Origin of the sequence: Marinomonas arctica, from assembly GCF_003259225.1 — a bacterium.
Classification (GTDB): domain Bacteria; phylum Pseudomonadota; class Gammaproteobacteria; order Pseudomonadales; family Marinomonadaceae; genus Marinomonas; species Marinomonas arctica.
Map to the genome: position 1 here is coordinate 70541 of NZ_QHJF01000016.1, position 22670 is coordinate 93210.

A 22670-nucleotide genomic window follows, 5' to 3' on the forward strand; every position below is an offset into this window, starting at 1 on the left:
CTGACGTCTCATGATCGCCAGCGTTTTTATTTTTTAAGCCTTTTTCGTCGCCTGCACACCAGCGGTCAAAGCAAGGCGCATGGCTTCTTCAACACCGATATCTAATTCCGTCAAACGATCGCGAGAAATGTACAGCGTCATACCGCCGATCTGATAACTCAATGGCACATAGACCCCTACCAGATCTTGCTCTTTAAATAGCCGCTTTCCGGTTTGCTCTCCGGTGATAAAACCAATCACTTGCGCACCATTCCATTCGATGGATACGACACTCTTCATTTCTTTTTTTTCCGCGAGATTGAACACCATCATCATGTCTTTGATGGCGCCATAAATGGACTTTACTAACGGTATGCGTTCAAAAATGTTATGACTTAATTTCACCAAATAACGAAAGCCATATAGATTCACTAAAAAGCCAGTGAGAACCAGCAGAGCCAAACTGGCCAGTAAACCTAATCCGGGAAAATACAGTGCCTCCGGAATCAGCAACAACAATACAGGCTGAGCAATGGCCTCACCCGTCGCTAACAACCAATAAATCAAATACACAGTCAAACCAATCGGTAAAACCGCTACCAACCCTTTCAGCAATAATGCAATCAATTTGTTCATGATTAAAATGATCCTATAAAGATGCGTATAGCATACCGCAAGCTTTATGCCACTCCTATGACTCTAATAAGACTTCAGGAAAAGATTGCTGAAATCTGATTAGCCTTATACCCTTTTGAGTTATCTTACTATTTTTTCATGACTCTAGAGGTAACCACAACGTGAACTACAAACGCCTTGAAACTTTTGTTTGGGTTGCCTCACTAGGAAATTTTCGCAAAGCGGCAGAACGCTTACATACTACACAGCCCGCTATTTCCGCTCGAATTTCTGGATTAGAAGCCGAGTTAGGCGTTAAGCTTTTCGACAGAGAAGGCGGTTCTAGCCCCATTACGTTGACCTCAAAAGGCAAGGAATTACTGCCTTATGTGGAAAAAATTCTTTACCAAACCGAGCAATTACGAAAACGCGCCGGTCTTTCTACTGCCTATTCGGGCATATTACGCTTAGGGGTTTCAGAAACCATAGTGAACACTTGGCTACCCGACTTTCTATCTCGACTGAATAAAGACATGCCCAACCTCGACGTCGAAATGACGGTCGACATCACCGCCAATTTAAGCAATGGCATCAAGGATAGGTCACTGGATTTGGGGTTATTAATGGGGCCAATTTCCGAGCCAAACATCGTTAACCGAGAGCTTTGTACGTTTTCCCTGTCTTGGGTGGCGAGCCCAAATTTAGACCTACCTGATCGACTTTTATACTTAGAAGAATTAGCCAAATGGCCCATCATTACTTATGCTCGCGCCACCAAACCTTATGTCGAAATCAGTCAAAAATTCCGCGAACTCGATGGGCCACCAGCGCACTTTTTTGCATCAACATCATTGGCCGCCTGTCGTAGCTTAGCGATTGACGCAGTGGGTATTTCCACATTGCCTAACATCATGATTGCAAAAGAATTAGAAGCGGGAAGCCTGCGAAAAATCAGGGCCGTTTGGACCCCCAACGATCTCACCTTCACCGCGTCTTATTCAGACGAGCCTTTTAACCCTATTGCCGAAGTGGCCACCAACATTGCCGTCATCGCCGCCGAAGAATACAACAAGAGACAAGCGCCATGATTAGCCTTTTATAATAGACGCTAATTGTTTCGCTAAATCCAATAGCACCTGATCCTTACCGTTGCCAGCCGTTAACATCAATCCCATGGGCTCTTGCTCAAAGCAAAACGGCAAGGAAACACTGCAACCGTTTAACACATTGGCCAACGACGTATTGCGTAAACACAGCAAGTTTAAGCGATCGTATTCTGAATCTTGGACTAAATCGGACAATTTTGGCGCAACAACAGCCACCGTCGGTAGCAAGAAAACGCTATGCGGCTCCTCTTTGGCCATTCGCTCAATAAAAGCCTGCCTAGCCGCTTTTGTCTGCTGAAAATCCTCTGCATGAATGGTTTTCGCGCGAGCGATACGAGACGCCACGCGCGGATCAATGTCAGCGGTTTCCAAATCATAGTTCTGACTATAAAACGCCTGACTTTCAAAAGCCGAAAACTGCCAAACAGGTAAGGTTTTGTAGGTTTCTAGCGCTTCAATAAAGCGTCTTTCAATCACCACTCCTGCCGCCTCAAGCTGAGCGATCTGCTCGGCAAAGCCTTGTTCTACCTGCGTATCTAAGTCATTCATACCAAAGTTGCTTGGCACGACAATGCGCAGTCCATCCGCGTTCGTACTGTTTTTTATGTCTGCTGACGGCGCAGCGCCAGACAATACCTGCCAGAGCAACTCACACTCATCTACTGTTTTCGCTATTGGACCGACTGAATCAAGTGAATATGATAATGGCAAACAACCTTCTCTAGAGACCGTTTGTTGGGAAGGTTTAAATCCTGTCAAACCACAAAACGCCGCCGGAATGCGCAGCGACCCCCCAGTATCGGTTCCTAACGCGGCATCCGCCACCCCCAAAGCAACCGACGCTGCACCGCCACTGGTGGATCCGCCCGTGATTCGACCCACACGAATTGGATTTTCCGGCGTGCCATAATGAGGGTTTAGGCCTAATCCCGAATATGCCAGCTCTGTCATATTGGTGTGACCCAACAAACTCGCACCGGCTTTTCTTAACAACGCCACCGCAGCAGCGTCATGCTCTGCAGGTGTTGCGTCCAAAAAAACCGATCCCGCTTGCGTCTTATAGCCTCGCACTTGAAACAAGTCTTTGATCGAGACAATCGCCCCGTTTAATGGGCCTTGCTGAGGCTCAACATAATCAAACAGCTCAGTAAAAACCGCTTGGCCTTTTGTATCAATAATATCTAAAGCCCCCTTCCACTTGATGACAAGCTCTCTATCCTGCCAAGCAAAATTCGGTAGTGTTGGTTGCGTCATATATTCGCTCGCTACTAGACGTTTAGGGATGAGTGTTGACCGATAATCGCATGCAATAACAGCCTGATTTGGTCTAGGAAATTACCTCGCTTGATCCGTTCCGTCAAAGAGAGAATAATCATCACCGCAGACTTGATAAATAAAATTGATCAAAATACCCAAAAAAACACGATTAGACTTTTCATAGGTGCTGGATCTACTCTTAATAAAACACATTGTGGCAAAAATAAGGAAAACGTAAATGAACCAATCTCTGTCACCCTTACTGCAACAAACATCTGAATTGCGCCAAGCCATTCGTAGTAAGGCGCATACTGGCGTTACTAGTGGTTTAGCACAGGGCGCAATGCAAGGTAATGTGGTGATTTTGCCAGCCGATTGGGCGAATGACTTTTTGCTCTATTGTCAAAAAAACCCAGTATCCTGTCCTTTGATTGGCGTGTCTGAAGTGGGTGATTTTAGAATGCCAGAACTCGGTAACGACATTGATATGCGCCACGATATCCCTGAATACTATGTGTATCGCAATGGCGTGAAAGTCGAAAGCCGCTCTGATATTGAAGATTTATGGCAAGATGACATGGTGGCTTTCGTACTAGGCTGTTCTTTTTCTTTTGAGTATGCGTTATCGCAAGCCGGACTCACGCCACGGAACATCGAAGAAGACGTCAACGTGTCCATGTTTGAAACTAATATTGCCACCGAGCCAGCCGGACGCTTTTTTGGTAATACCGTGGTGACCATGCGCCCTTATGTGCCAAAAGACGCCATTCGTGCCATTCAAATTACCACTCGTTTTCCCAAGGCTCACGGCTCTCCACTACACTTTGGCTCACCACAAGACATTGGCATCAAAGATTTAGGCAAACCAGATTACGGTGATGCCGTCAGCGTAAAAGACGGTGAAGTACCGGTCTTTTGGGCGTGCGGTGTGACCCCTCAAGTGGCGATTCGTAATGCCAAACCACCGATTTGCATTACTCATGCCCCCGGAAAAATGCTGGTAACGGATATTTTAGACACAGATCTCGCAGTGTTTTAGCTCTCCATGGACGGAGTGAAGCAATAAGCGCAGATAACACGGCTTCATTGACAATAAAAAACGCATAATACTTAGAAGAGGAACAAAACCATGTCAAAACTTAGCAATGCACTACTAATAGGAGGCGTCGCGATTGGCGGCCTTACGTCGACGGCTAGCTTTGCCGAAAAATGGCACATGCCAACCCCATACGGTGATGGCAATTTGCCGACTCAAATTGCCTACGACTTTGCCAAAGAAATCAAAGACAACACCAAGGGTGAGCTGGATATTACCGTTCATTCTGGTGGTGCTTTGGTTAAACACACAGAGATCCCTCGTTCTATTAAATCTGGACAAGTGCAAATTGGCGAGGTCTTCTTAGGCATTTTAGGCAATGAAAGCCCTATTTATAAACACGACAATATCCCATTTTTAGCGACTTCGTTTGAAGACGCCAAGAAACTATGGGAAGCCGCAAAACCAGCTGTTTCGCAACAATTGGATAAAGACGGCATGATGCTGCTTTACACCGTTGCTTGGCCAGCGCAAAGCCTTTACAGCAAAGACCCAGTAACGAGTTTAGCGGATCTGAAAGGCCAAAAAATGCGCGCCTACAGCCCATCGACCTCACGTCTAGCCGATTTAATGGGCACAACGCCAACGACCATTCAAGTGCCTGATATCCCTCAAGCAATGAGCACAGGGATTATCCAAGCGATGATCACGTCGCCATCGACAGGCGTGGACAGTCAAGCATGGGATTATGTGAACAACTACACCGACATCAAAGCATGGATTCCTAAAAACATCATCGTCGTCAACAAACGCGCTTTCCGTCGTTTGGATAAAGCCACTCAACAAGTAGTACTGGATGCGGCGAAAAACGCGGAAGCAGCAGGCTGGACAAAAGTGGCCGCGCGTGCAGAAAAAGATAAGGCAACCTTGGTAGAGAATGGTATGACCGTATCGGACCCATCGCCTCAGTTAGTTGAAGAGCTAAAAGCCATTGGTCAGACCATGACAGAAGAATGGAAAGCCGAAGCACCAAAAGAGATTGGTGACATCCTGACCCGTTACCAAAACTAAGTCTCTATAACGAACCCCACCCTAGCCCTCCCCTTCAAAGACATAAGGGGAGGGAACAGTGGGGGTTCTCTCATTGCTCCTCAAAAAAGTGAACACTATGAGCCAATTCAAAGACAAACTTTATCAATGCTCTGGCCTGTTGTCCGGTTTGTGTATCGTTATTATTACCTTACTTTTATTAGCACAAATCGTCGGTCGTTTATTCGGTTTTATTGTGCCCTCTGCGGAAGACTTTGCCGGTTATGCCTTAGCCGCGTCCACGTTTTTGGGCTTGGCTTACACCTTTCGTGAGGGCGGTCACATTCGCGTTACCTTACTCATACAGCGATTTTCTTCCACACCTCGCAAGATACAAGAAGGCATTATTTTGGCCTTATCTTTTGCGTTGCTGTGCTATTTGTCTTACGCATGTGGCTACATGGTGTATGAGTCTTATATTTATAATGAAGTCTCTTATGGCTATATTCCGATTCCCCTTTGGATTCCTCAAATCCCTGTTGCCGTTGGCGTCATTGCGTTAACACTGGCCATCTTGGATGCCTTAGTCATGCTTATCCGCGGTAAAAAACCCACTTACAGCGAACAAGAAGACGCTCTGTCTTTGGAGGAAATCTAATGGACATGATGTGGATCTCTATTTTATTGGCGTTCGCTATGCTCGCCCTTCTGTCACTGGGTGTTTGGGTATCGTTTACCCTTATTGCTATTGGGGGGTTAGGCTTAATTCTGTCTGAAAATTATCAAGTGGATTTGCTGTTTGCCACCTCTAGCTGGGGCGCTAGCACCGCTTGGTCACTGACCGCTTTACCACTTTTCATTTGGATGGGAGAAGTCTTATTTCGCACGCGCTTGTCTGAAGATTTGTTTAAAGGTTTATCACCTTGGCTAGGCGGCGTACCGGGCAAATTACTGCATGTGAATATTCTGAGTTGTGGCATTTTTGCCGCCGTGTCGGGCTCCTCGGCTGCAACCGCCGCGACCATTGGTCGCATGACCTTGCCAGAACTGCGCAAACAGGGCTACAGCGACCGTATGGCCATCGGAACCCTAGCTGGCTCCGGAACCCTAGGGTTGCTGATTCCACCGTCGATTATTTTAATTGTATATGGTGTCGCCGCAGAAGTGTCTATTGCGCGTTTGTTTATCGCTGGTGCCTTGCCAGGCTTGTTATTAGTGTCTCTGTTTATGGGCTTTACCATGATTTGGGGCTATTTACACAAAGATGAATTGCCCAAAACAACAGGTCATGAAACCAGCTGGTCGGCACGCATTAAAGGCTTGCGTAAGCTCTTGCCAGTGGTGGGCTTAATCGGTTTTGTTCTGGGTTCTATTTATGGTGGCATTACCACCCCAACGGAAGCAGCGGCCATTGGCGTCACAGGGGCTTTGGTGCTTGCCGCTTGTACCGGATCCCTGAGCCGTCATAGCTTTATGGACAGTTTATTAGGCGCCGTAAAAAGCTCTTGTATGATTGGCTTCATCCTAGTTGGCGCACATTTTTTAACACTCGCGATGGGCTTTTTAGGCATACCTAAAGCGTTAGCATCGTGGATTTCCGGCATGTCGTTATCGCCGATGGAATTGATCTTATACCTCACCGTATTGTTTGTGATTTTAGGTTGTTTCTTAGACGGCATTTCTGTTGTGGTGCTCACTGTGGCAGTGATATTGCCTATGGTACAAGCCGCCAATATTGACCTGTTATGGTTCGGTATTTTCATTGTGTTAGTGGTGGAAATGTCACAAATCACCCCGCCGGTGGGCTTTAATCTCTTTGTGATTCAGGCACTGACAGGGAAAAACATCTTGTATGTGGCAAAAGCGGCACTTCCTTTCTTTTTGCTCATCGGTCTGGCTATTCTGTTGATCAGTCTCTTTCCTGGAATAGTCACTTACTTACCAACGACCATGTCTCAAAACTAGACAAGAGAAAGGAGTCAATTATGAAACTAAATTGCGATATGGGCGAGGCGTTCGGCGCGTGGAAAATGGGCTTAGACGACAAAATTATGCCCTTTATTGATCAGGCAAACATCGCCTGCGGCTTTCACGCTTCTGATCCGCTCACTATGGCGAAAACCGTTGCCTTGGCAAAACAACACAATGTCACTATTGGCGCACATCCCGCTTACCCAGATTTGGTTGGCTTTGGTCGTCGCAATATGGACATCGCGCCAGCGGAGCTAAAAGCCATTATTCAGTATCAAATTGGTGCGTTAAAAGGCCTCTGCGAAAGCCAAAATACTCAAGTAGATTACGTCAAACCCCATGGCGCCTTGTACAACACCATGATGGCGGACTTCACCGTATTAGACACCGTCATGCAAGCGGTAAGCGAACTCGACGCCACTTTGCCATTAATGGTGATGGCGGTGCCAGAAGCGCCAGAGATCAAAGCGATGGCGAAGAAATATGGCCTACGTGTTTGGTTCGAAGCCTTCTCTGATCGTTTATACACTGACGAAGGCCGACTCACGCCACGCAAAGAGCCCAATGCGGTTCACGCCAGTTTTGATTTGATCGAAAAACAAGTCGAGCAATTATGTGAAACAGGCACCCTGACGACCGCGTCAGGTAAACGGTTGGCCATTCACGCTGATACCATCTGCGTGCATGGCGATGGGGCTCATGCTGTAGATGCCGTGACCCGTATTCGCACTCTGGTTGATCATCTAATGCTTAATCAGCCAAGTAACACAAGCGCGAACTAAATCATGAAAAATGACGATTTTCCGAACATTGAAATGGTCAGTAATCAGGCCTGCTTGTTGACCTTTAGTCAGGTAATCAGCGAAGCAACATCGAACGACATTGCTCAGGTTACGCAACGTTTGAAAAGCTTGGCTGGTATCGTCGATTTGGTCCCGTCTTACACCACACTGTTGGTGGTGTTTGACGACGATCATTTTGATCGTTTCGCCATTTTTAAAACCATCCGCCAAACCATTGAAGCCATTGATCCCAACGATTTTTCAATCAAAGATCAGCGCGAGGTGGTCATTCCTGTGTATTACGACAAAGAAGTCGGGCCTGATATTGAGGACGTTGCTCGCCATTGTCAGCTGAGTATCGATGAGGTCATTAGACGCCACCACGAAACGACTTATCGAGCCTACGCGATTGGTTTTACACCTGGATTCGCCTTTTTGGGCAATACGCCAGATGAACTTCATGTACCAAGAAAAACCACACCACGCTTAAAAGTGCCGGTAGGCAGTGTGGCGCTCGCAGAGAATCAAACAGCGGTTTATCCCAGTGTGACGCCCGGTGGCTGGCAAATAATTGGTCGTACGCCGGTGAACCTTATCGACTGGGGCAGCAAAAACCTTGCTCTTATCGCCATGGGGGATTCGGTGCGATTCGACCCTATTTCTCGCGATGAATTCTTAGTGTTGGGAGGTCAGCTCGATGGCTTTTAAAGTAATCAAACCCGGCTTATTAGCACTGATTCAAGACTTAGGACGGCATGGTCATCAATCCATTGGCCTTACCACAGGCGGCCCGATGGACGAAGTCGCCTTCCGTTGGGGCAATGCATTACTGGATAACGACAGCAATAGTGCGCAGATCGAAATTACCTTTGGCATGTTCGCGTTAGAAGCGCAAGACGATACCAGTATTGCCATCACAGGGGCGGATCTTGCCGCCACGCTAAACGATAAAAGCATTACGCCTTGGCAAACCTACGCCATTAAGCAAGGCGACGTCTTGGCCTTCCACCAACCAGTTTGGGGCTTGCGAGCTTATCTTGCAGTAAAAGGTGGTTTTCATTGCGAACCGACACTTGGCAGTGTCGCGACGGTGGTGCGTGAAAAAATTGGCGGGCTCACCGGCAAAGGCGACAAACTGCAAAAAGGCGACGTATTAGTGTATAAAGCTTGCTCTGATCATCAGCAACGATCGGTTCCACGCTTAGCGATCCCTCATTATGGCAACAAAGAAATCCCCGTCATTTTGGGCTATCAATGCCAATCATTTTCTTCTTTGGAGCGAGCGAACTTTTTCTCCAGCGACTACAGAGTGTCGTCAAACTCGGACCGTATGGGTTATCGACTAGAAGGTAAAGCGGTACACAGTGACCTTAAAGGCATTATCTCTGAAGGCATTGCCTATGGTGCCATTCAGATTCCAAAAGATGGTCAGCCAATTGTCTTACTACAAGACAGACAAACCATCGGAGGTTATCCGAAAATAGGTTGTGTTACCCGCGTTGGCGGCAGTATCTTGGCACAACAAAAACCGGGCGATATTATTCAATTTACGCCCATTACCGTAGACCAAGCCGAACGGGAACGTCATTTGCAAATGGCCCGACTCGCTCAATGGCGTTAACCTTTCCATAATAAGGCCTAAAAATCTCCTCTTTCATTACAAAAGAGGAGATTTCGCCAATAAGATATAAACCCTTTCCTATTCACAAGATAACAAATCCAGACAATTTCCACACACAGCCCACCATGCTATTTTCGAAAAATCTCCTACACTGAAGTAAGTCACGAAGAATATAAATAAGCACTCATAGAGTTAGTGCTACACTAAGGAGTGAAGCAACATTATGATTCGCTTTCGCCAAATCATTGCCCCTTTTTTGGTTGGCATGATGACTCTATATAGCTCGATCCACGGTCATTCAGCTCAAACGATAACGCTGGGAATGAGCAGTGCTTTTTCAGGGGACAATGCGTCAATGGGAGAAGATTTTCTTGCAGGTGCGCAAGCAGGATTTGTACGCTTTCATGACAGAACTGGGCACACTATTCAGCTAACAACCCTAGACGATGCTTATGACCCAAGGCAAACAGCGCCTAACACTAGGCGTCTTATTACAGAAGAAAAAGTTATCGCTCTGTTCGGAAATATTGGCACGCCCACTGTGGCCGTCAGTGCCCCTATCTCGACAGAAACAAAAACGCTGCTTTTTGCGCCAGTTACAGGATCAGCCCTGATTCGCCCCAAAACCCCCGACCGCTACATCATCAACTATCGGGCCAGTTATGAGGAAGAAATAACCGCTGCTTTCGATGCTTTGATGCAAGAACATTCCTTAAAAGAAAGCGATATTGCTCTTTTCAATCAACAAGATATGTTTGGCAGTGCAGGAAAAACCTATCTCAATAAATTAATGCAAAAACATGGTATTCAACGCCAAACAGGCCTATTTCAAATGGAGTATTCTCGTAATACTCTCGCGGTAGAGCATGCGGTTGCAGACTTATTAATACGCCACCCCACGCCCAAAGTGATTTTTATTGTGGGGAGCGCGGCACCCAGTGCAAAATTCATTCGCTTAACTCGCCAATACGGTCTGAACCCTTTGTTTATCGGCATTTCCTTTATGGGCAGTCGTTTATTCCTAGAAGAACTACAAGATGTGCCTGCCAACATCATTATTTCGCAGGTTGTGCCGCATTTTGAAGAAAAAAGCTTACCCATCATTGTCGATTTTCATCAAGATATGACTCGATTTTCGCCTCAGAGCAAGTTAAACCCTTTAAGTCTTGAAGGCTATATTGCTGCCAGAATATTCACAAAAGCACTGCCTAAAACGGTACAAATGAACCGCGAAACCATTATCGACGCGCTTGAGTCATTGGGCCAATTTGATATTGGTCTTGGTGTGCCTTTAACTTTGTCCCTAGAAGAACATCAGGCTAGCCACTCGATATGGCTAACGCATTTAAAAGACGGTAAATTGATCCCTATTCCCTTTACAACCGTACCAAAACTCTACTTAAGTAACATGATGAGTACAGAAACCACAGGAAAAGCACAATGAAGACATGGATCACATGGCCACATTCAAGCATAAGATCCCTAGTATGGCTTCTAACCTGCGTCGCTTTAACGATGACCATAGCCTTCACCATCATGTTATCAACGGCGTTAACAGACTTAAAAGACACCTACTACAAAACACGCACCTCCCAAGATGAATTACTCTTCGCCTCAGCGGAATTACGAGAGCTCTTACCGGCTCATCAGTACCGTCTTCGCCAAGCGCTAAAAGAAAACTCCGAAGCTATCTACCCACCTGCAACGCAAGTTAAGCGCATTGATAATGCCATCAAATCACTCAATCAATCGGATAACAGAGATCCCCAGCTAAAAAGCTTGTCCATGGCGCTAAACAAAAATTTCACCCAAATATTGCAATTAACCATAGACACGCAAATATGGAATCAACAACGTAATACGTTCCAACAAAATTATATCGATTCTGTTTCTTATAAAAAAAATACCTTAACGGCACTGGAAAATATTCGAGAACTCCTTAATAGCCTAGAAGGACGGATGCGTCTTGATGAAGCGGTTATCTTACATCGTTTTAATAACAGTCCAGACAACAGCAGCAAAAATACGCTGGCGCTAAAATACATTGAATTGAATCATCAGCGAATTAATTACCAGATGCAGCAAATTCTCCTGAGCCTGTCGGATTTAAGAGTGCTCATCAATTTTATGCTCACCGAAGCCAACCAAGACAATCTCATCGACATTAAAGACAATGGCATAAAACCTCTGTTAGAACGCCTTAACGCCCTACCAGAACAACTCAATAAAAACGCCAACAATTCTTCCCAAGAACTTACTCTGCTCACTAAACAGTTGGCTCATAGCCTGTTTGGCGAAGATTTTTACATCAATCAACAGCGCGGCATTATTGTGCCTTCTGGATTCAGTCTCTACCAAATGCGCATTAACGAGTTACAGCTTGAAGCGGACCGAATTCGCTTAGAGCAGCGCTTTTACACCGCCTTTCAAGACCTCCCTAAGATGCTCGATTCGATTGGCGAAAAAGTACAAAAACAATCGGAAAATTTAAATAACACCGTTGAAAACCGCCTCAACGATTTTGCGCAGAAAATGACTACCACGGCATTTATAGGCATTTTATTACTCTTGGCCTTGTCTTGGTTAGTGTCTCGCCGCGTCAAAAAACAACTGTCTGATCTCGTCGACAGCGAAAACCGTTTCCGCTCCATGTTTGAATTGTCTCCCGACCCTGTGTGGATAATGTCAGGACACCGTATTGTCGAATGCAATAAAGCCGCCTTTGAACAGCTAGGATTCGACCATGAACAAGCCATACAAAACAAAACCATGGACGAACTCAGCCCATTGCTCCAAGCCAATGGATATCGCTCTTCTCACAAGTTAGAGGCCCTTATAGAGCAGGTTGAAAAACAAGGCTATCATCGCTTTGAATGGCTATTTAATGATGCCAATCAACAACCATTAATTGCTGAAATCACCATGGCGAGTATCGCCATTTCAAACCACCCAGCCACCTTATGCACTTGGCATAACATACGCCAACGTAAACTGGTTGAAAACGCCTTAATCGCTCACCAAGAACAACTTGAGATAGAAGTCAAAAGCCGTACACATGAACTGGAAATCGCCAAAGATGAAGCAGAGCAAGCAAATCGAGCGAAAAGCGATTTTCTTGCCAACATGAGCCATGAAATCCGAACGCCAATGAACGCCATTATTGGTATGTCCCATTTAGCTCTATTAACAGACCTAAATGACAAACAACGGGGCTACATCGAAAAAGTCAGTCACTCCGCCAACTCATTACTCGGCATTATTAATGACATACTCGACTTTTCAAAAATCGAAGCAGGCATGTTAAACATCGAAAAAATTGACTTTAAAATAGATGATGTCTTTAACGAGGTGGCCAATATTTTATCGTTAAAAGCCGAAGAAAAGTCCCTTGAGTTATTATTCGACCTTGCGCCTAACTTACCTGCCAATTTAACCGGTGATCCGATGCGTCTACGGCAAATCTTGCTTAATTTAGGCAACAATGCCATCAAATTCACCCAGCAAGGGGAGGTCATCATTGCCGCCCATTTGCTCAAACAAAATGCGGATGGCTTGCTGTTACATTTCAGTGTCAAAGATACGGGCATTGGCATTACAGAAGAACAGCAATCGCGCCTATTTCAATCTTTCTCACAGGCCGATTCATCGACGACACGTAAGTTTGGTGGAACGGGGCTTGGGTTGGCCATTTCTAAGAAAATCACCGACTTAATGGGCGGCAGTCTTTGGGTGGAAAGCAAAATACATCAAGGCAGTATTTTTCACCTTACTTTGCCTTTTGAGTCCAGCCAATCCATTTCTCACAATCAACCTAGCTTATCCATAAAACACCGTGTACTGATTGTGGATGATAACGACTCAGCACGAGAGATTTTACACAATATCATCGATAACTTTGGGATCAGAGTCACCTCAGTGAACAGCGGTGAAGACGCGCTTAACATGATCAAAGCCAATAAAACACTCGACCCATTCTCACTTGTACTGGTTGATTGGCAAATGCCTGACATGGACGGCGTCGAAACTTGTCGAGCACTACATGCGCAATGCCAAGAGGAAGAGGGTTTCCCGACCGTGCTCATGGTGACAGCGTACAGCATCGAAGAAGCCAGAAGGGCCAGCCAAGGTGTCGATATTGCTGGTTTTCTAACCAAACCAGTGACACCATCTTCTTTATTTGACGCAATGATTCAAGCGCTAAATCTAGATCATATGATGCCGATTAAGCACACCTTGATCTCTCAGATCGATACTCGAACACTAGTAGGAGCACGCATTTTATTGGTAGAAGACAACCTCCTTAACCAAGAGCTGGCGCAAGAACTACTAATGGGTCATGGGCTCATCGTAGAAACCGCCAATAATGGCCAAGAAGCCTTGGATAAACTTGAGCAACACACTTACGATGGCGTTTTAATGGATTGTCAAATGCCCGTAATGGATGGTTATACCGCCACTCGAATCATCCGAAAAAATCCGAAATATACTGATTTACCCATTATATCCATGACAGCCAACGCTTTGGCGGGAGATAAGGAAAAAGTTATCGAAAGCGGTATGAACGACCACATTTCAAAACCTATTCAGGTTCACTATCTATTTGATACATTAAAGAAATGGATCAAACCTAGCCAACCTGTGGATACGATTATTCATCTACAACCTGCCTCTTACAAAAAGACATTAAGTGCAGAAGATCAGCAGGACTTAGAGCAATTGATTGGTGTTGATGTGGCAATAGGGCTCGCGGTTACACAATACGATGTCGCGTTTTTATGGCGTCTTCTATTCCGTTTTTATGACTCTCAGCAAGACTTTATAGCTCAATTTAAACGCTTAATGCATCAAGCAGAGACGCGAGAGGATGGCCTACGTTTGCTACATACACTAAAAGGCAACGCAGGCAATATCGGTATGCTGGATATAATGAAAAAATCCGCAGAGTTAGAGACTGTTTGCCAACACCCTGAGGCCGATTATTCGAGCGCCCTTGCCAACTTAGAGGCTGAGCTATTACGTGTTCTACCGCCGATAAAGGCGCAAAAAGAGAAACAAAAAGAGACATTAACACTCGCAAAAGTAACACAACAACCCGTGTCCGCTGAGTATTATCAAACACTCCTAACGAAACTATACGAATTTTTATCAAACGATAAACTAGACGCAGACATTGTTGCTGTTGAACTAGAAGCAATACTAGAGGGAACAGACAAAAGCCATATTATTCACGCCATACGTCAAGCCCTTACGCGTTATGACTTTGACACGGCAATGAATAAACTCAACATCTTGATGAACGATCAAAACTCATGACTGATAGAGACTTTATGCCTGAACAAAGCCAGCAAAGACCTATAATTCTCATTGTAGATGATACACCCGATAACATTGATGTATTAGCGGCGACGCTACGCAGCGACTATGATCTTAAAGTGGCGACCAATGGCAAAAAAGCCCTTCAGATCGCCCAAAGCGTTCCCAAGCCAGAAATGATCTTATTGGACGTGATGATGCCAGAAATGGATGGTTACGAAGTCTGTCGCCAGTTAAAAGCCAACCCCATTACGTCTGATATTCCCGTCTTATTCGTGACCGCTAAGGCCAACCCTTGCGATGAAGAGCAAGGTTTTGCATTGGGTGCCGTTGATTACATCACCAAACCCATTAGCCCTCCTCGCGTCAAAGCTCGAGTTCGTACTCACATTGCCCTATATAACCAAAATAGACAGCTACAAGAGAAAGTCAAAGAACGCACGCAGTCATTAGAACGTAATCGCTTGCGCATCATTCACCATCTAGGCCGCGCTGTAGAATACAAAGACAATGAAACGGGCGCCCATGTGATTCGCATGAGCCACTACTCGCGACTGCTTGCTGAAGTTTATGGTGGTAACAACGAATGGGTGGAAATGCTTTTTAATGCCGCTCCCATGCACGATGTAGGTAAAATAGGCATTGCCGATTCTATTCTATTGAAACCCGGAAAGCTCGATCCAGATGAGTGGGAGATCATGAAACAGCACACTCTTTTTGGCGCCGAAATTTTAGGTGATTGTGATGACGACCCAATGTTAAAAATGGCCGAAGTCATTGCCTTAACCCATCATGAAAAATGGGATGGAACTGGCTATCCATATGGTCTAAAAGGAGACAGCATTCCGTTAGAAGGCCGCATTGTTGCCATCGCCGACGTATTGGATGCCTTGTTATCAAAACGCCCTTATAAGGAAGCATGGTCACTCAAAGACGCAATGCAGTACATGAATGAAAACACAGGAAAACACTTTGACCCAAAACTCATCGCGCTGCTGCCGTACATTTTGCCTGACATAGAAAAAATCCGTACCGCCTATCCTGACTAAACATATCGATAGTTTTTCGCAATCACAACTTTAGTTATTAACAATTTTATCTATTTGTTGTTTTTCCTTACTATGAGTCTCGTTGGTAACGCACTCAAACACATTAGGAGAAACACAATGATCAACACTCAAATCAAACCATTCAATGCAACAGCTTTCAAAAACGGCGAATTCGTAGAAATTTCTGAAAAAGACGTGCTAGGCAAATGGGCTGTATTCTTCTTCTACCCAGCTGACTTCACTTTCGTTTGCCCAACGGAACTAGGTGACGTGGCAGACAACTACGCTGAGCTTCAATCTCGCGGTGTCGAAGTATTCTCTGTTTCTACAGACACTCACTTCACTCACAAAGCATGGCACGCAAGCTCTGAAACAATCGGTAAAATCCAGTACTACATGGTTGGCGATCAAACAGGCAACATCACCAACAACTTCGGCGTAATGCGCGAAGGCCAAGGTCTTGCTGACCGTGCGACATTCTTGATCGACCCACAAGGTACAATCCAAGCAATGGAAATCACGGCTGAAGGTATTGGCCGTGACGCTCAAGATCTACTTCGCAAAGTAAAAGCAGCGCAATACGTTGCCGCTCACCCAGGTGAAGTTTGCCCAGCGAAATGGAAAGAAGGCGAAGCAACATTGACACCTTCTCTAGACCTAGTTGGCAAAATCTAAGCTGACTGAATAAAGAACCCAAAAGGGGTCAAATCAGACCCCTTTTACTCTCAGCACAGTAAATCACTCAATCAAACACAGGTTTCATCATCATGTTAGAAGCAAACTTAAAACAGCAGTTGGGCACATACCTGCAGAATATCGTTAATCCGATTGAAATTACTGTGTCCACAAATAGTTCCGCAAAATCACAAGAATTACTCGAATTGGCTCGTGAAATCACCGAGCTAAAAAGCGACAAAATCACCCTAACGGTTGACGAAAACGCATCAGGTCGTGCACCGCAAATGGCCATCGCGCCAAAAGGCGAAGCAGCACGTGTGCGTTTTGCAGGCATCCCAATGGGCCACGAATTTACCTCTCTTGTGCTAGCGCTATTACAAGCGGGTGGTCATCCATCCAAAGCAGCACAAGATACGATAGAGCAAATTAAGTCGTTAGACGCTGAATTGAATTTTGAGGTGTACATTTCCCTCTCTTGCCACAACTGTCCAGACGTTGTGCAAGCGGTCAACCTAATGGCCGTGTTAAACCCTAAGATTACAGCGACCATGATCGACGGTGCGTTATTCCAAGACGAAGTGAATAACCGCAATATCATGGCCGTGCCTTCCGTGTACCTAAATGGCGAATTATTTGGCCAAGGCCGCATGACATTGGCAGAAATAGTAAACAAAGTGGACACTGGCGCCGCGAAAAAACAAGCTGCGGCCTTAGCCGAAAAAGCCCCCTATGACATGCTTGTGGTAGGTGGTGGCCCAGCGGGCGCAGCGGCCGCTATTTACGCCGCTCGTAAAGGCATCCGCACTGGTGTGGTCGCAGAGCGTTTTGGTGGCCAAGTCGCCGACACCATGGCGATTGAAAACTTTATTTCCATGAAAGCCACAGATGGCCCGAAATTAGTCGCCGGTCTTGAACAGCACGTATTGGATTACGATGTTGACCTGATGAAAACGCAAAAAGCGGTTCGTCTAGAGAAAAAAGAATTCATTGAAGTCGAACTAGAAAACGGTGCGATACTAAAAAGTAAATCTGTCGTGCTTGCCACAGGTGCACGCTGGAGAGAAATGAACGTACCGGGTGAACAAGAATACCGCGGTAAAGGTGTCGCTTACTGCCCGCACTGCGATGGCCCATTGTTCAAAGGCAAGAAAACCGCGGTTATTGGTGGGGGCAACTCAGGTATTGAAGCGGCTATCGACCTTGCCGGTATCGTAGAACACGTTACTGTGTTGGAATTTAGTGACACTTTACGTGCCGACGATGTGTTGGTGAAAAAAGCCAAATCCTTGCCGAACGTCACCATTATTAAAAATGCCATGACCACGGAAGTGATGGGCGATGGACAACGTGTTATTGGCCTTAAGTACACTGATCGCCTAACTGACGAGTCACACCTTGTTGACGTTGCAGGGATCTTCGTACAAATCGGCTTGGTACCAAACAGTGAGTTCTTAAAAGACACATTGCAATTAACAAACAGAGGCGAAATCGTCATCAACGCCCACGGTGAGACATCAATTCCTGGCGTCTTCGCAGCAGGTGACGTCACCACAACGCCGTACAAACAGATCATCATCTCCATGGGATCTGGCGCGACAGCGGCTCTTGGCGCGTTTGATTACTTGATTCGTAACTAGGCAAACAACGAAAATCCTATAAACCGCTCTCTGGCTTAGCGAGAGGGCGGTTTTTTTGTCTCGAAACTCTGCTTGCAAGTCAGAAACAAACCACCCGCCTCGCTCCACGCGCAAGCGCGTAAAACCGCTCAGCGTGAGTTTGTTTCTACTTGATTTTACAGTTAAGCCAACTTATGAATTACTAAATCGCTCTCTTTCTAACAAATCAATAACGATTATTTCTATCTCCTGAACTCCGGGATAGTTTTCAGCAATACTCAGCCAGTAGGTTTTAAGTGCTCCTGAAAGCTCTTTCAAATTGACTAATTTACCGTCAATACTCCATCGCTTTGTAGGTTCTATATCTTGAGAAACTAATAGAAAGACACCACACCCAGCACCTTCCTCTCGAAGGTAATCCCCAGCAAGCTGGTTTCGTAAGCGCTCACATAATTTAGGGCCAGACCACGCTTTATCTAATAGCTTTAGCTCAACTGGAACCGGAGATTGTACACTTGTATTATGAAGCCAAATATCCATGCGTTGACCGTTTGCAAGTTCAGACTCTTGGGCCGTTGTGTATTGACCATGACTGTTTTGATTGAGCCAGCCAGCGATCAAAGTTCGCATTTCTGTTTCGCCATCCGCTTTTTTCCAAGTTAGCCACGGGCTGTCATTACCTCGCTCTAACCAATGTTTCAAATCAATTATCCTATTAACCGTATGATCAAAAAGTTGGCGGTGTGTTGCAGGTGTTATTGTCTGATTTTTATCAAATTGGCCAAACTGATCGACCGTCCACAGTTCTAAATCACCATCTTCGACAGCTCTTCTATAGGCTTGTTGCGCCATCCATTTTCGATATGCCGGTTCTGGATGTTCTTCGATCAATTGTTTGATCGAAGTATAACTAGCAACACCAGTAATGTTGCATAGGAGAGAAAATAGTGTACTCCGAGCACTTTGTGCTTCATCACGTAAGTCTTCGGAATGATACACTCTCCCATCAGCTCGGTTTATATCATCTTTAGACGGAATGTATTTATGCATGAGGACATAGAGCTTTCTCAAATACTCTGGGGTCTTGAAGCAACCTACATTAGGTACACTAAATGATCGATGACTTGCGCCAACAAGTGCGGTAACAAAAATTTGAGCAGCTCGGCTGACGATCTCATGATCAAGCCCCGCTAACCATTGCTCAAGGTGAGGAATGCCATAAGCTGGATCACAATCAACCAAAAGAGCAAACCAGCAAGCAATATTATCTAAATCGTTACTTTGATCTATCTCTTGTTTTGCAACATTTGCAAGACGCTTCGGATCACTATTCCCAGAAATTAAAAGTTGAATACAATCTCTTCTATTATTCCCTTGAAGTGTATTTGGATGAGCTTCAACCCATTCTAAAAGGCTAACCGCGATATCCTCATGCAACCAAGAGGCACCGAAAACAAGTGAACTCAGAATACGGTAATTCAAATCTAAATCTGCGCTTTCCAGCTCCCAGATAAGCTCTTGAATAATGGCTTCAGCAACTAACGAAGGAAATGCTCGGTACATGCTCTCAAACCAACTAGGAAAACCATTTATCTCCCAAGTGAGATATCGTAATGCATGACGAACTTCTGATTCATTTAGGTTAATAGGAAAATTGGCAGACTCTATGGCCTCAATCTCTAAGCCAGATAAAGCGAAAGATATTGAATAATAAGGAAAGTTGTTTGACCTTATGCCACTCTCAGATTGCAGAGTTGGCTTATAATTTCTCCAGTACATCATTGCAGCATCTCGATAAGCATGTGCAACATCCTCACCAAAATCGGGAATAAGCAGTCTCCAATCAGAACCTTCACTTCGACGTGTTTTTAAGGAACTTCCACTTATTTCATTTAGCAGGCTACATTGATCCTCACTAATGTCAGCCTGCTTATTAGGTATGATCCATTGATGAAAGTTGCTTCTCAGATCTACTATCCAAGCATCACGGGACGTTTTTTTCTGCTCTTGTACAACATCGAGTTTTTTTCTTCGTTTTTCATTCTCTTCTTTGCGCTTTTTTTCCCCATCTGATTCAGGAGGGTCAATCAGCATGTTCAATTTATTAGTCAAAATAGAACTATGCTCTACGCTTGCTTTTAACTTTGTCAGCATATCCGATGGTTTATCGAGCTTGGTGTAAAGACGAAAGGCGGTACTTAGCGCAATAGACTGATCACTTTCTGATTCACGAGAACGGATAAATGAAAGCAATCGTTGAAAACTCTCAACTGTACTAAATGCCCAAAAATGCCCTTGCCAAGAAATAGGCCAATCTGAAGTCAAAGGTTCGCTTTTAGGATCTGAAAGTAGCTTTATTTTTTCCTGTTCAATACAAGCCCAATAAAGCCGATCATTCAATTCACTCCAATGCGGTATCAGTTCGGCTAAGTTACTTTCATAATCATCAAAGTGTTCTCCACCATAAGAATTGTATAGCGGTAGCATCATAAGAATGGATAAACTTTCATCGGAAAATGAAAATGAATGCCTTATCTCAATTACGCGCTCCACAAGATGAACAGCGACACCAAGAAGCCATGAATGAGCTTCAGAAATTTTACACTCACTCTTCTCGATATACGGCGGGTCATTTAGATAACCGATTAAGCCATGTATTAACGTTTGATAAATCTGTATGTTTGCAGCAATAGGCATTCGCGTAACAAACTGATGAAGTGCTCGTCGCAAACCATTCGCCTCGAAGCTCTCATTGGCAGATAGTTTTAATTTGCTAACTGATAAAAGTATATTTTGAATATTCTCACTGGTTGGCTCTGCATCTTCGATTAGTTCTGCTAGCAATCGACGTGGAATTTTTTCCTCGCTTTGGTTGAACCTTTGCCATAAGGATTGTATTTGTTCATTAGTGCCACAGGTTATGACAGCCCGAGCAGAGGTTAATCGAGCATAATTGCCTAGGATGGGGTTAAGAGCTATTTCCAGCAAAGGCGCAACACAGTCTGTCATTTTTCCTTGCCAGACCAATCGAGCAAGAAAGAAAATGGCATCATCATTTTCGTTATGTTGATTAATAAGTAACAAGGCATCTTTTGTCAGGGCAACATCCGAAATTCTTGCAATTGCGCTATTATCCCCTCCGGTACTATTGTTTTCATCCTGTGCAATACGGTGAACTATATTTTTAAGAATGGTTTTTCTTTCTGATAAAGGCAGTTTAGATGGATCTCCACCTTCAATAGCAACCTCAGGATCAATACTTAGTACAGTGTTTCTGATGTTGGTATCCCACAATATTAACCAAGGCAAAATGGATCGAAGTCTTGGCCTAATGATTGTCTCGCCATATTGTTCACCAATAAATAAACGCTCTATAGATAAACGACTGTCGCCATTAGCTATCAGGTAAGCAAACCATTTTGCTGCGAGCAGTTCTCTGATATCACGATGCCTGAATCGAACCGCTCCATATATAACATCGCTGAAAACACTGCGCTCCAAAAGAGCATTCACATCATTCGGACGCCAATCAGACAGCACGGCTTTTGCGTCTATTCCCAATTTATCGAGCGAGGCATCGGGAATGTTGATACTTGATTGGCCACTCATAACTACGGCAGCGGCCAAACGTTGTACTCCCTCTTGAGCTTTATTTAGGTTTAACGGCTGACGCTGTGCTCTATCTATATTATGTTCATCGCTTAACTGCTCATTTATACTGTGTTCTAGTAGATCTAGACGGCTACCAAGTTTTTTATCCTTTGTCCATTTGGATAAAATACTATCTAAATCAAGAGGCCGTTGAGCCAAGCTCCAAATACTCGCTCTATCAATTTCCCTTAAAAGTTCATCAATGTCATTCACTGATCTTTTTTCACAGAAACAGCGAATTCTTTCCTCATCCAAAGGCCGCATTCCGTAAACCGTCAAAGCACTTTGAGGCTGATCTTCAGTCTTATCACTTTCTTGCTTTGGTGCAACTAAAAATAAATGTCTGTTCAACAGCTCACGATCAGCTTCTGGTCGCCAAGAGTAAGGACGGCTTGAAACATAAAGATGCGCTCTATGTGCACCTTTTTTGATACCTTTAGCGAATCGCTTTAACGCTAATTCAAAAGCTCTTGGGGTTTCTAACCTTGCTTCATCGACCGAATCTAAAAAGAACCAAGCTTCCTCTATCGATTCTAGCCAAGCGTTAAATTCATCTTCTGTTCCAACCTCAAAGGCGTCATAAAAATCTTGCTCGATATCTTCAATACGAATAAAAAAAGACGGTCTGCCTTGTTCTAATAAGGCTTTGGCTTTATTGAGTAATTCTTCCGTCTTGCCAGCGCCGGCTTCAGCTAAAATGACACAGCGATACTCACCTTCTAAATCAACCCAAGTTTTTAGCGCTGAATGACCTAAAGAAAAGAGTAGCTCATTATTTTCTAGATCTTCTTGGTCTTCCGAAATAATTGAAAATTGACGATCTAATAGAATGTACTTTTCTTTAGTCATAGACGATAAGTTCGCTTCACCAACAAAAAAACAAAGAGGTTTCATACAGATACTAGCTTTAACAATAGCGCTAACGCGTTAAGGCTCCAAGCTGAATTTCTTCCGTCTAAACCACAAC

16 protein-coding genes are annotated in these 22670 nt (G+C 44.7%); 13 read left to right on the forward strand and 3 right to left on the reverse strand.

The window, feature by feature from the left end; all coding sequences use genetic code 11:
- Window positions 1-33: 33 nt before the first annotated feature.
- Window positions 34-615 (reverse strand): DUF502 domain-containing protein, encoded by a 582-nt coding sequence (locus DK187_RS11160; protein ID WP_111607424.1) that lies wholly within the window; start codon window positions 613-615, stop codon window positions 34-36.
- A gap of 161 nt (window positions 616-776) precedes the next feature.
- On the opposite strand from DK187_RS11160, the gene DK187_RS11165 reads away from it, so the two are divergent.
- Window positions 777-1682, forward strand: coding sequence for a LysR family transcriptional regulator (locus DK187_RS11165; protein ID WP_111607425.1), 906 nt, complete (start codon window positions 777-779; stop codon window positions 1680-1682).
- On the opposite strand, the gene DK187_RS11170 is transcribed toward DK187_RS11165, so the two are convergent.
- The gene (locus DK187_RS11170; RefSeq protein WP_111607426.1) at window positions 1683-2954 is read right to left on the reverse strand and encodes an amidase family protein; all 1272 of its coding nucleotides are present in this window, start codon (window positions 2952-2954) and stop codon (window positions 1683-1685) included.
- 241 nt (window positions 2955-3195) lie between these two features.
- Here DK187_RS11170 and DK187_RS11175 point away from each other — a divergent pair, with 241 nt between their 5' ends.
- The 12 genes from DK187_RS11175 (at window position 3196) to ahpF (ending at window position 18073) form a co-directional block, all read left to right on the forward strand.
- Complete coding sequence (locus DK187_RS11175; protein WP_111607427.1) at window positions 3196-3996, forward strand: putative hydro-lyase; 801 nt, start codon at window positions 3196-3198, stop codon at window positions 3994-3996.
- A gap of 90 nt (window positions 3997-4086) precedes the next feature.
- Entirely contained in the window at window positions 4087-5064 is a 978-nt protein-coding gene (locus DK187_RS11180) for a TRAP transporter substrate-binding protein (protein WP_111607428.1), read from the forward strand.
- Between the two features lie 97 nt (window positions 5065-5161).
- The gene (locus tag DK187_RS11185) at window positions 5162-5680 is read left to right on the forward strand and encodes a TRAP transporter small permease (RefSeq protein WP_111607429.1); all 519 of its coding nucleotides are present in this window, start codon (window positions 5162-5164) and stop codon (window positions 5678-5680) included.
- Window positions 5680-6987 (forward strand): TRAP transporter large permease, encoded by a 1308-nt coding sequence (locus DK187_RS11190; protein ID WP_111607430.1) that lies wholly within the window; start codon window positions 5680-5682, stop codon window positions 6985-6987. Before DK187_RS11185 ends, DK187_RS11190 begins: the two co-directional genes overlap by 1 nt.
- Before the next feature lie 20 nt (window positions 6988-7007).
- Window positions 7008-7775 carry a 5-oxoprolinase subunit PxpA gene (locus DK187_RS11195; protein WP_111607431.1) on the forward strand — a complete coding sequence of 256 codons (768 nt, stop codon included), beginning with the start codon at window positions 7008-7010 and terminating at the stop codon, window positions 7773-7775.
- 3 nt (window positions 7776-7778) lie between these two features.
- On the forward strand, window positions 7779-8483 hold the full coding sequence (gene pxpB, locus DK187_RS11200) for a 5-oxoprolinase subunit PxpB (protein WP_111607432.1): 705 nt from the start codon (window positions 7779-7781) through the stop codon (window positions 8481-8483).
- Window positions 8473-9396 (forward strand): 5-oxoprolinase subunit C family protein, encoded by a 924-nt coding sequence (locus DK187_RS11205; RefSeq protein WP_111607433.1) that lies wholly within the window; start codon window positions 8473-8475, stop codon window positions 9394-9396. Before pxpB ends, DK187_RS11205 begins: the two co-directional genes overlap by 11 nt.
- Before the next feature lie 223 nt (window positions 9397-9619).
- Window positions 9620-10840, forward strand: coding sequence for an ABC transporter substrate-binding protein (locus DK187_RS11210; RefSeq protein ID WP_111607434.1), 1221 nt, complete (start codon window positions 9620-9622; stop codon window positions 10838-10840).
- Window positions 10837-14709 (forward strand): hybrid sensor histidine kinase/response regulator, encoded by a 3873-nt coding sequence (locus DK187_RS11215; RefSeq protein ID WP_111607435.1) that lies wholly within the window; start codon window positions 10837-10839, stop codon window positions 14707-14709. Before DK187_RS11210 ends, DK187_RS11215 begins: the two co-directional genes overlap by 4 nt.
- A 14-nt stretch (window positions 14710-14723) precedes the next feature.
- Window positions 14724-15758: a response regulator gene (locus tag DK187_RS11220; RefSeq protein WP_111607436.1), complete on the forward strand. Its 1035-nt coding sequence runs from the start codon at window positions 14724-14726 to the stop codon at window positions 15756-15758.
- A gap of 117 nt (window positions 15759-15875) precedes the next feature.
- The gene (ahpC, locus tag DK187_RS11225; protein ID WP_011978188.1) at window positions 15876-16433 is read left to right on the forward strand and encodes an alkyl hydroperoxide reductase subunit C; all 558 of its coding nucleotides are present in this window, start codon (window positions 15876-15878) and stop codon (window positions 16431-16433) included.
- 92 nt (window positions 16434-16525) lie between these two features.
- A complete protein-coding gene (gene ahpF / locus DK187_RS11230) occupies window positions 16526-18073 on the forward strand; it encodes an alkyl hydroperoxide reductase subunit F (protein WP_111607437.1) in 1548 nt (515 codons plus the stop codon).
- Window positions 18074-18244: 171 nt separating this feature from the next.
- Here the strand turns inward: ahpF and DK187_RS11235 are convergent, their stop codons facing one another.
- Entirely contained in the window at window positions 18245-22552 is a 4308-nt protein-coding gene (locus DK187_RS11235; protein WP_162623496.1) for an NACHT domain-containing protein, read from the reverse strand.
- Window positions 22553-22670 lie beyond the last annotated feature (118 nt).

What these genes read in the sequence shown, in the direction of transcription:
- DK187_RS11210 (WP_111607434.1), top strand. Translation starts at nt 9,620, where the DNA reads ATGATTCGCTTTCGCCAAATCATTGCCCCTTTTTTGGTTGGCATGATG.
- DK187_RS11235 (WP_162623496.1), bottom strand. Translation starts at nt 22,552, where the DNA reads ATGACTAAAGAAAAGTACATTCTATTAGATCGTCAATTTTCAATTATT.
- DK187_RS11180 (WP_111607428.1), top strand. Translation starts at nt 4,087, where the DNA reads ATGTCAAAACTTAGCAATGCACTACTAATAGGAGGCGTCGCGATTGGC.
- DK187_RS11215 (WP_111607435.1), top strand. Translation starts at nt 10,837, where the DNA reads ATGAAGACATGGATCACATGGCCACATTCAAGCATAAGATCCCTAGTA.
- DK187_RS11205 (WP_111607433.1), top strand. Translation starts at nt 8,473, where the DNA reads ATGGCTTTTAAAGTAATCAAACCCGGCTTATTAGCACTGATTCAAGAC.
- DK187_RS11190 (WP_111607430.1), top strand. Translation starts at nt 5,680, where the DNA reads ATGGACATGATGTGGATCTCTATTTTATTGGCGTTCGCTATGCTCGCC.
- DK187_RS11160 (WP_111607424.1), bottom strand. Translation starts at nt 615, where the DNA reads ATGAACAAATTGATTGCATTATTGCTGAAAGGGTTGGTAGCGGTTTTA.
- DK187_RS11175 (WP_111607427.1), top strand. Translation starts at nt 3,196, where the DNA reads ATGAACCAATCTCTGTCACCCTTACTGCAACAAACATCTGAATTGCGC.
- ahpC (WP_011978188.1), top strand. Translation starts at nt 15,876, where the DNA reads ATGATCAACACTCAAATCAAACCATTCAATGCAACAGCTTTCAAAAAC.
- ahpF (WP_111607437.1), top strand. Translation starts at nt 16,526, where the DNA reads ATGTTAGAAGCAAACTTAAAACAGCAGTTGGGCACATACCTGCAGAAT.
- DK187_RS11170 (WP_111607426.1), bottom strand. Translation starts at nt 2,954, where the DNA reads ATGACGCAACCAACACTACCGAATTTTGCTTGGCAGGATAGAGAGCTT.
- pxpB (WP_111607432.1), top strand. Translation starts at nt 7,779, where the DNA reads ATGAAAAATGACGATTTTCCGAACATTGAAATGGTCAGTAATCAGGCC.
- DK187_RS11195 (WP_111607431.1), top strand. Translation starts at nt 7,008, where the DNA reads ATGAAACTAAATTGCGATATGGGCGAGGCGTTCGGCGCGTGGAAAATG.
- DK187_RS11220 (WP_111607436.1), top strand. Translation starts at nt 14,724, where the DNA reads ATGCCTGAACAAAGCCAGCAAAGACCTATAATTCTCATTGTAGATGAT.
- DK187_RS11185 (WP_111607429.1), top strand. Translation starts at nt 5,162, where the DNA reads ATGAGCCAATTCAAAGACAAACTTTATCAATGCTCTGGCCTGTTGTCC.